This is a genomic window from Pseudomonas antarctica, assembly GCF_900624995.1.
In the GTDB taxonomy this organism is placed as follows: Bacteria; Pseudomonadota; Gammaproteobacteria; order Pseudomonadales; family Pseudomonadaceae; genus Aquipseudomonas; species Aquipseudomonas antarctica.
In genome coordinates this window covers 1-8716 of record NZ_UYXQ01000146.1, presented here as the reverse complement: position 1 = coordinate 8716, position 8716 = coordinate 1, and the positions used below count along the sequence as shown (strand labels likewise).

Below are 8716 nucleotides of genomic sequence, written 5' to 3'. Positions count from 1 at the left end.
CGTCGCTCTTCCGAGCTGAGCCCCAGCGTGCGCTGGACCGAAGTCACCGAAGAAGGCTTTGCCGGCGGCGAAGTGATCCCGCAAAGCTACAACGGCTCACCGGCAAGCCTCGACCAGCTGCGCAACAACGTGCTCAAGTCCGGCCAGGTCGGTCGCCTGGTGGCCAACGACTTCAAGTCGAGCATCGTCGACATCCCGCTGCTGGAGTCCTACCCGGACCCACAAGACCAGGGCAAGTTGCTGGCCCTGGACTACCGCAAATTCTCCCATGAACTTGAAGACAAGATCCGCGACAAGTTCGAAGCGCAGAACCCTAACGTCAAGATCCACATCGTCGGCTTTGCGAAGAAGGTCGGCGACCTGATTGACGGCCTGGTGATGGTGGTGATGTTCTTCGGCATCGCGTTCGTGATCACCCTGATTCTGCTGCTGTGGTTCACCAACTGCCTGCGCAGCACCGTCGCGGTGCTGAGCACCACGTTGGTGGCGGTGGTCTGGCAACTCGGCTTGATGCACTTTTTCGGTTTCGGCCTCGATCCGTATTCGATGCTGGTGCCGTTCCTGATCTTTGCCATCGGTATTTCCCACGGTGTGCAGAAGATCAACGGTATCGCCCTGCAATCGAGTGAGGCGGACAACGCACTGACGGCGGCCCGCCGCACGTTCCGGCAACTGTTCCTGCCGGGGATGATCGCCATCCTCGCCGACGCCGTGGGCTTCATCACGTTGCTGATCATCGATATCGGCGTGATCCGCGAACTGGCCATCGGTGCCTCGATCGGCGTGGCGGTGATTGTGTTCACTAACTTGATCCTGCTGCCGGTGGCAATCTCCTATGTCGGCATCAGCAAACGCGCCATCGCCAAGAGCAAAAAGGACGCGCACCGCGAACACCCGTTCTGGCGCCTGCTGTCCAAATTCGCCAGCGCCAAAGTCGCGCCGGTCTCTATCCTGCTGGCGCTGATCGCCTTCGGTGGCGGCCTCTGGTACAGCCAGAATCTGAAGATCGGCGACCTCGATCAAGGCGCACCGGAACTGCGCCCGGACTCGCGCTACAACAAAGACAACAACTTCATCATCAGCAACTACTCCACCAGCTCCGACGTGCTGGTGGTGATGGTCAAGACCCGTGCCGAAGGCTGCTCGCGCTACGAAGCCATGGCGCCCATCGACCAGTTGATGTGGAAGATGCAGAACACCGAAGGTGTGCAGTCGGCGATCTCGTTGGTGACCGTGTCCAAGCAGATGATCAAGGGCATGAACGAGGGCAACCTGAAATGGGAAACCCTGTCGCGCAACCCCGACGTGCTGAACAACTCCATCGCCCGCGCCGACGGGCTGTACAACAACAATTGCTCGGTGGCGCCGGTGCTGGTGTTCCTTAACGACCACAAGGCCGAAACCCTCGACCGCGCGGTGCATGCGGTGCAGGACTTCGCCAAGGAGAACAACAAGGACGGCCTGGAATTCATCCTCGCCGCCGGTAATGCCGGGATCGAAGCCGCGACCAACGAGGTGATCAAAGAGTCTGAGCTGACCATTCTGATTCTGGTGTACCTGTGCGTGGCAACCATGTGCATGATCACCTTCCGCTCTTGGGCGGCAACCCTGTGCATCGTGTTGCCACTGGTACTGACTTCGGTGCTGGGCAACGCGCTGATGGCGTTCATGGGCATTGGCGTCAAGGTCGCGACTTTGCCGGTGGTGGCTTTGGGCGTGGGGATTGGCGTGGACTACGGCATCTACATCTACAGCCGCCTTGAAAGCTTCCTGCGCGCCGGTTTGCCACTGCAAGAGGCGTATTACCAGACGCTCAAGTCCACCGGCAAAGCCGTGTTGTTTACCGGCCTGTGCCTGGCCATCGGTGTGTGCACCTGGATCTTCTCGGCCATCAAGTTCCAGGCCGACATGGGCTTGATGCTGACCTTCATGCTGCTGTGGAACATGTTCGGCGCATTGTGGCTGTTGCCAGCGTTGGCGCGCTTTCTGATCAAGCCGGAGAAGTTGGCGGGGCAGAAGGGCAATTCGTTGTTTGCGCATTAGCCGTGAAGAAAAAGCCGCACAATGTGCGGCTTTTTGCATCGAGTCAGCTCATTAGTTTCACAACTTCAGAAACAGCCTCTCATCCAGCGGCGGTGTGATCCTGGCTTTGATTATTTTTTCCACAACCCCATTGCTGCCGGCTTCGGCAATCAAGTCCTTTTGAGTTTTAGTGCGTTGGGACGGGATTTTCAGATGCGCGGCCCGGTGGTCAGCCCGTGGCCAGTTTTTTTCCGGATAGTGGAAGTGCGCATACCACACCACGTCGATTTTGCCTTTTTTGCGGACAGCGTATTCGGTGAAGACGTCACCGCTTTTGGTCGGGATATCCCGTCGTACCAGGTTGATGTCGACAAAACCATGGCGCCATAAGAAATCGACATTTTCTGCAGTCGGTGGCTGGACCATGTAGCCGTCTGCCGCATGTCGGCGAGCCTTTTGCAGCATTTCATCGGCGGCGGCTCGCCATCGTGTAACCAATGCGGCGGTTTCCGGCCTGGCACCGTGGCTGGCTTCGATCTGCTGCGCCATCGCCTCAAGTTGATGGGCCTTTGTTTCCAGCATGTCGTTCCAATCCTTGGGGTAGACGGTGTCCCGTCGCAGGGGATCGTCAAGCTTGCGTTTCTGGAACAGAATCGTCTGCTCGCTGCGGGTGGCGGCCTCCATCAACTGTTGTGCCTCACTCTTGTAGCTGGCCAAGGATTTCGGTGGTGTGGCTTGGGGCGATTGTACGGGCTGCCCTTGAACGATTTTCACCCACCCACGCTCACCGGGATGTTCGCCGTAGCTCGCGATCGGTTGCCCGCTTTGGGGGTCGAGTACATCGATGATGTTAATTGGTTGACCGGCCTGTGGTGCGCGCAATGTGCCGATCAAGGTCTCCTTATATTCAGTCTTGAAGACGCGTTGATTCTGCGGTTTCGCCCGTTGTTCGTTGCGCGGGGGCGGGGGTGGGATAAGAAACTGCTCCTCTTTGACGCCCTCGAGCAACTCAGCTTGCGCGTCGGCGATGAGGTCATTGAGCGCTTCAGTGAAACGCTGCTGGTACTCGGTCCGAAAGAGCGCGGGGTGTTCCTCCTGCATCAGGAGACTGTCGCTCAATACCTGTTTGAATTTAGTAATAATGGTTGTCAGCGTGGCATTTCGTTCGCTCAAGGTGTAGCCATTGAATTGGCGTAGATTCTTGAAGGCCGCTATTTCGGTTCTCAGGTTTTCCTTCAGGAATCGCTTTAACTGAGGATCGGCCGCCCCTGCACTTCGGGCGTCCCATGTAGTGATCAGTAGTTTGAGATAGGACATTCTGTTCAGTTTTGTTGTGATTATCCTGGCGGCAAGGGGGTCGTCGTATCGCTCTTTGATGTATTCCACGGCTGCCTTACTGCCAAAAGGGGAATCATTCTTCCACTGATCAAACAGGGAGCTGACAGCCTGCTTCGACGCCAACAGCGCTTTGTTGGCCTCATAAGCCATGTCGGACACTTCCATCATTTCATCGTAAGCGACCCTGGAGCCGCTGTTGGTCAGGCTTGTCAACTCTTCCAGCGAGGCGCCGGTCACGCCGTGCTGGCGGGCGTCGTTGGCCAAGCTGTTGTAAACGTTTTCTACCTCCGTCAGGGCGTGCAGCGTGCGTTGGTATTCCTCTGAGCGGTTCTGTTTGAATTTGGACAGGTCGTCGACCCCGCCGATTTTCTTGGGCTCAATAGCTTTAATGGTTTTTTCACTGGCGCCCAGAAGTGCTTCTGTCATCGGCTTGAGCGCCTCAAGTTGTTGATCCAGGTTGCTCTTGAGCGCATGGGCGGCCTGCTGCTGTTCCCAATAGGGAATGAGGAATCGATGTGCTGAGGCCTCGTTTCTTGTCAGGTTTCGAAGCGTCTTGAGTTTTTTTCGAGCAGTATCGTACTCGGCAAGTTTCTCCTTGACTCTTCCCACTGCCGTGCCAAATGTTAGTGAAACCTTCTTACTTACCTTCAGACTGCGCCGATAGTTAGTCTCCGCCAGGGACATCTCTTGCATGCTTTTTGCGACCGTATCCTGCGGGTTGTTGGCTTTCGGCATACCGCCCTTGAGCTTGGGCGCAACGTCAAACCCCCACGTGCCTTGGGCGTCGCGTTTGATGGGGGGCGCCGTGCGCGCCTTGTTTTTTTCGTCAATGACGTAGGGGCCGTCCAGGTCTACTGCTACGCGGAACCAATCATGGCCGATAGTGACGTAAAGCCGGTCATTGGACAGGTACAAGCCTCTTTTAATACCGTCGGTTATCGGGGAACCGGCGGCTTCCGGCGCCGCCACCTTGAACGAATCGATGTGTGCAAGCAGGCGGGGTGTTAACCCGCGAGGGCTTGATAATCGGATATCAATGGCCGTGTTATCGCCGCCAAAGCCGCCGGAGGTGGGCGCGGTTGGGGCCTGCCGGGTATCGGCGTGGTTAAGGCTGGGCTCATTGCTGTCGCGGGGGCGCGGCCCGGCGCCTTCGGCGTTCGGGGCTTTCTTGAAGGGCTCAAAAGAGTGCGCCGGTTTGCCGGGTTCTGAAGCGGGTGCGTGAGTCAGTGTCAGGCTCAGATTGATCAGCAAATCGACCACCGCCGCAGACGGGTCCGGGTCGTTTGGTGTGGAAAGCCGCTTGATGTCTTCTTCGCTATTGGCCAGTTGCAGCAACCAGCCTGCCATCGCGCCCGGCCCGCGTAATACCGGCAGCAGCGTGTTGAACAGCAGCCAGCCCAGTTCCTTGTGCGAGGCCCAGCGGCTTTCAGCGTCTGAGGTGGATTGGCCTTCGGCCAGGGTGACCAGGCTGTTGGCATTGGAATGAAACAAATGCTTCATCAGGTCACCGTTGAGCAGCGCCTAGCGTAGCGTGGCGGCGTCGGCGTAACCGTCTATGGCCAGCGTCGTGGGCTTGGGCGTGGTGGGCGGGTCGAACTCATTGAACACGTAGTAGCGCGAAATATTGGGCGTGAGAAAACCGCCGTTGCCATAGACCGCTCGGACTTTGTCGTTCGGTAACCACGCCAGAACGCTCTCTTGTAATGGCCCCGTCTGGCGGATGGCCTCCAGCAGCGCGCCGCGGCTGGCGAATTCAAGCAACGCCGGTTTCAGTTGGGGGCGATAGATAATATGCGGGCCGCCGGTGGGGTCCAACGGTTCGATCAGGAACATGTTCTCGGCCACGTCCGGGATGGCGCCGGGCTTGCGCACAAATGCCAAGGGCCGCACGGTGATGTCTTGTCCGTCCACCTGTTTGCTGCCCGCTGCGGGCTGGCAGACCGCTTCGATAAATCGATAGCCCTGCATGGTCATGCCGGACTCACCCTTGAGCTTGAGTTCCAACGCCTGCATGGCGAGCTGAATGGGCACTTGTTCGACGAAACGAGTGGTGCGGTCACGGGCCGGCTGTGTGTCACTGAGCAGTTGCTGTTTGAGCAACTGTGGGTACTGGCCGCCGACATCCACCGTGTTGATCAGGTTCTTAAGCATTTGCGGCATTTGCGTATCGCTGACCGGTTGCCCGCGCAAGTGGACTTCCATTTCGCCCTTGGGCAAGCCCGCGAGGTTTTCCAGGGCCATGTCGACCAGGCTCATTTTCACCCGTTCGATGTAGCCGCTGCCCAGGTTACCCACCGCGACCTTGAACACCACTTCCACGTCGTTCGCTGTATAGCCTTTGCCAGCCAATTGCAGGTCCAGCTGTTGCTGAGCGAAAGTGCGGATATCGGGCACACCCTCCAGGAATGTCCGACCTTTGTTGCGTTGCACACTGCTGGCCAGCGCCAGTGCGTGATGCCGGTAGGCGTCGCGTTCAGCTTTGCTGGCGTTATTGAGCCAACCCGGCAGTTTGTCACGCAGCCGTCCAAGCTCGGCAACATCAGGGGTATAAGCGCCCACAAACCAGGGGCTGGGGTCGCTTGCCCGCGAGAATGTCTGTTCCAGCTCATCAAGCGTGCCCGACGAAGGAACAGCAATGGACGCTACGTTTTCTACCATGGCATTGAGGAGGGCCGCCGCTTGTGTATCGAAAATATCGGCGTCGGGCTCCCGGCGTTTCCAGCTCAAGGTGTCGAAGGCAAATGCCGTCTCCAGGTTTCGCCCCCAGGCTTCGCCGAATGCTTGCAGTGAGTCATACGGTGTGACCACTCCGGCCGGGGTCGTGTGCAGTACCTGCGTTCGGCCGCCAACTTCTCGGGTGATCAGCAGGTCAGGGCCGAGCTGTGCGGATGCATTACCGTCGCGGCGCACGGCGCATTCCAGCATGAACACGTTGGCTGCCGTGGCGCCTTTTACACGCCGACGTTGCGTCTGATCTGGGTAGGTTACGACCTGATCGAGGGTCTCGCGTTGTTCGTCAGTGAGCCCGGACTGTTTCAAGGCGCTGGTTCTCAGGTAATCGCTGAGCGTGTTGCTGAGCCATAGCCAGCGGTTCGCGTCGGCGTCGATGGCGTTACGGTCGCTATTGGCAGTGCCGGTGAAGTGGCGAAGCAGTGCCTGTTCGAATCCGTGCTTGAAGTTGGTGCGCAGGCTGCGGATGATCAGTTCAATGGCCTGCATGTCGATGCCTGGCACCAGCGCTCCCGCCAAGGGCTCGGGCTTGAGCGTACGGCCCGTGGTTTGATCGATCAACGTGCAGGCCAGGGAGTGCTTGTCGGTAAAGTCCAATTCGCCGCCGTTGGTCAAGTGCTTCAGGGCCACATCCACCAAAGGGGTCAAGCGGTATTGTGGTGGGTTGCTTGAGAACGGTACGGCCAACGATGTGTGTTCGGGGTTGAAAATCAGGGTGGGGTAGTTTTTTTTGATGGCGTCGCTGAGCAAGCCCGATATTACCGTGCGTAGTGTGGGGCGCCCGGCGAATTGATGGGCGACCGCATTGGCGGTGATATTGGATAAGCTGGACGCAGTATTGGGTTGGGAAGAAGAAACAGCAGGCGCCGCGGATAGCCGGGCAGCGGTCAGTACGGCTTCGCGCGTGCGTCTTTGCAGCGGTTCGTTTAGCGCTTTCTGGGGCTCGGGCTTGGTATGGGCGTCGATAGTCGCTACGGACGCTTCGACCGGCTGGCGGGTAGGGCGAAGTGGCAGTACGGTGCGCAGAGCGCTGTTGAAAAGTCCGGGAGAGTAGTTTCCATGGATCATCGTATAGCTTCCTTGTCGTAGAGAGTGTGCTCGCCGTCCGGATTTGGTCCTGGGCGCGTGAAGTGAACAGGTGAGCGGGAAACTAACGACCAGCGCTTTTCAGTGAAATGGAAAATGGGTAATCAGCTGTTTCAGCTGAGGGTTTATCTGCGGCAACTGTTGATGATGCGCATGCCTGGGTAGGGCGCGGCAATTATGGCTGCATGTAAACGCAGCGCAGGGTTGACGGCAGAGCCTTAGGCTGATGCAACAATTTGACCTATCATGAGGTCTTTCCTCTTGATGATTGATGGTTATGACTGCCGACACCGCGACCTTGCTCGACGCTTTTAAAGACTGCCAGATGGTCGAAATCGATGGGCTGCACACCTTCGATTTCAGCCTGGATGACCAGAAGTTACTGATCATTTGCATGGACGGTCGTGCCGAAAAGCGCTGGAGTTTCAGCCTGGAGCAAGTCAACGCTGCAGTCTTTGATCAACCCCTGCAAAGCTGGACCCTTACCGGCGACTCGGGCGAGCATCGCCTGGTCTGCATGAGCGGCGTCACCGGCAACAATAACGATGAGGATGAAGCGGATGATGATGCGTAAATTCTGGCCTCTGCTGATGGCGGGCAGTGTCGGTGCGATGTCGGTGCACGCCGCGCAGGTTGACACTTACGACCTGCTGGTGGGCAGCTACACGGGCGGCACCAGTGAAGGTATTTATCGCCTGCAATTCGACAGCCGTACGGGCCAGTTCAGCGGCAAGCCCGTGCTGGCGGCGAAGGCGGCCAACCCATCGTGGCTGACGATCTCCAAAGACCAGAAGCATCTGTTTGTGGTCAACGAGAACGGCCCGGGCCAGAAAGACCCGGTCGGCCGCGTCAGCAGCTACAGCATTGACCCGCAGAATCATCAACTCAGCCTGATCAACCAGGTGCAGAGCCTGGGCAATGAGCCGACCCATTCCAGCCTCGCCGCTGACGGCCGTTACCTGTTTGTCGCCAACTATTCGGTACTGGAAGATCCGGGCGGTAGCCTGGCCGTGCTGCCGGTCGACGCCAACGGCAAGCTGTCGGCGCCGGTGCAACTGAGCGGGCACCCGTCCAGCCGGGTGAACCCTGAGCGCCAGGCTTCCAACCATGTGCATTCGGTGGTGTCACCGCCGGACGGCAAGTACGTGTTTGTTCAGGACCTTGGGGCCGACAAGATTTTTGCCTACCACTACGACCCCAAGGCCAACCACGAGCTGCCACTGACCCCGGCCAACCCGGCCTCGGTGCAGCTGCCGCCCGGCAGCGGCCCGCGTCACTTGTTGTTCAGCGCGGACGGCAAGCATGCCTGGCTGACCACCGAGATGAGCGCCCAGGTCGCGGTGTTTGATTACAACGACGGCAAGCTCAGCCAAACCCAACTGGTGGAGTTCGCAGGCGGGCAACCGGTGTCCGACAAGGCCGGCGCCGCACTGCATGCTTCAAGCGATGGCAAATTCCTCTACGTGAGCAACCGTGGCACCGCCAACCAGGTGCTGGTGTTCAGCATCGACCCGGCCACCGCGCACCACAAGGAGCTGAA

At 58.5% G+C, this 8716-nt stretch carries 5 protein-coding genes; 3 read left to right on the top strand and 2 right to left on the bottom strand.

Going from position 1 to position 8716, the window contains the following annotated elements:
- Positions 1 to 2043: efflux RND transporter permease subunit (locus E0F99_RS27110; RefSeq protein ID WP_130909035.1), on the top strand; the 2043-nt coding region annotated here is incomplete at its 5' end.
- Between the two features lie 57 nt (positions 2044 to 2100).
- On the opposite strand, the gene E0F99_RS30725 is transcribed toward E0F99_RS27110, so the two are convergent.
- Both E0F99_RS30725 and E0F99_RS30720 read right to left on the bottom strand, forming a co-directional pair.
- Positions 2101 to 4860, bottom strand: a complete 2760-nt coding sequence (locus E0F99_RS30725; protein WP_232000072.1) for a hypothetical protein — start codon at positions 4858 to 4860, stop codon at positions 2101 to 2103.
- 21 nt (positions 4861 to 4881) lie between these two features.
- On the bottom strand, positions 4882 to 7158 hold the full coding sequence (locus tag E0F99_RS30720) for a dermonecrotic toxin domain-containing protein (protein WP_232000071.1): 2277 nt from the start codon (positions 7156 to 7158) through the stop codon (positions 4882 to 4884).
- Between the two features lie 295 nt (positions 7159 to 7453).
- On the opposite strand from E0F99_RS30720, the gene E0F99_RS30155 reads away from it, so the two are divergent.
- Positions 7454 to 7750 (top strand): DUF5629 family protein, encoded by a 297-nt coding sequence (locus E0F99_RS30155; protein WP_083358666.1) that lies wholly within the window; start codon positions 7454 to 7456, stop codon positions 7748 to 7750.
- The coding region (locus E0F99_RS27095; RefSeq protein ID WP_130909034.1) for a lactonase family protein at positions 7737 to 8716 on the top strand (980 nt) is incomplete at its 3' end. The genes E0F99_RS30155 and E0F99_RS27095, both read left to right, overlap by 14 nt.